The 1,119-nt window shown below is 37.3% G+C and carries 2 protein-coding genes and 1 pseudogene; 1 reads left to right on the top strand and 2 read right to left on the bottom strand.

The genetic code is table 11. From position 1 onward, the window contains the following. Together CBG25_RS21605 and CBG25_RS20830 are read right to left on the bottom strand one after the other, a co-directional pair. Positions 1-140: helix-turn-helix domain-containing protein (locus CBG25_RS21605; protein WP_366212744.1), on the bottom strand; the 140-nt coding region annotated here is incomplete at its 3' end. Between the two features lie 96 nt (positions 141-236). Then, positions 237-821 (bottom strand): annotated as a pseudogene (locus CBG25_RS20830) (oligopeptide:H+ symporter); the annotation flags it as partial. 117 nt (positions 822-938) lie between these two features. Between CBG25_RS20830 and CBG25_RS20825 the strand changes: the two are divergent. Next, the coding region (locus tag CBG25_RS20825; protein WP_290604534.1) for a hypothetical protein at positions 939-1,119 on the top strand (181 nt) is incomplete at its 3' end.

Here is a 1,119-nt window from a genome sequence, read left to right as displayed (position 1 = left end):
TCAGTATTACGTTTGAGTTCCCTGCTGACAGTTGAACGAGAAAGCCCCAATTCTCTAGCAATAGTGGCCTGAGTAACACCGTCAATTATTCGTTTTTCGATATAAAAACGCTCATGTAAGTTCAAATGTTTTCCCTTCATACAACAGTATCTCTTATGGGGTCATTACAGTAATTTTATCTATGTATGACCAAGGATTTACTTTGTTGCATTTCGTTTGGGAATTGGCGGAGGAGTTGCCGTCATAGAAGCAATAAAACCTGCAATAAAAGTAGCGGCTGAGCTGGTTAAAAACCATGAACCCATAATAAATCCCATCAAGCGTTGAGGTAATAGCTGCGCAACCATTGCTAGTCCCAAGCCAGAAATCATCAACTCACCAATACTTTGCAATCCATAAGAGAGAACTAACCATTTAACAGAAACAATACCTGCTTCATTCGCAAACTTTGCGCCTAATGGTAATATAAGAAATGCTGTCGAGCAAAGTACCATGCCGATTGCAAATTTATAAGGCATAGGCAAATTATCACCCATTTTATTATATATCGATGCAAGTATCGGACTAGCAAGCATGATCCAAAGTGGGTTCAAAGCTTGGTATTGCGCGGGCTCAATACTAATACCCAAAATATTATGCTCTACATTGTGTATAGCAAAGAAATTTAATGATGTTGGCATCTGACTATATAGTACAAAAAATACAACTGCCTCTATCATTAAAATAAAAGCCACAATCATTTTTCTGCGAGCGGTACCCTTTAATGCAATAGTTTCCTTAACAAAAATAATTACAATAAAGCATGAAATGATTGCCAGGGCGCCAATTCCCAAACGAAATGCAACAAAGTAAATCCTTGGTCATACATACACGAGTTTCGCAGTCTCTAAAAAAGAAGTATAAATTTAAAAACAAGAAAAAATCAGGATATTCATATTTTGTCCGGTTATCCATGCATTAAAGATATCTATAAAATATTCTTGCAAGTAAGCAGTGTAAGATACTCTAGTTTGGCGTTATCAGAAGTCAGCCCATCGCCTTTATCTCATGACACGGTTAGCCGATGGTTAAAAAGTAGATGTTTCCGCCCTAAAGACCTATGGCGATTAGTTGAACCTT

Source organism: Arsenophonus sp. ENCA, from assembly GCF_002287155.1.
GTDB classification, from domain to species: domain Bacteria; phylum Pseudomonadota; class Gammaproteobacteria; order Enterobacterales; family Enterobacteriaceae; genus Arsenophonus; species Arsenophonus nilaparvatae.
This window is presented reverse-complemented; position numbering and strand designations above follow the sequence as displayed.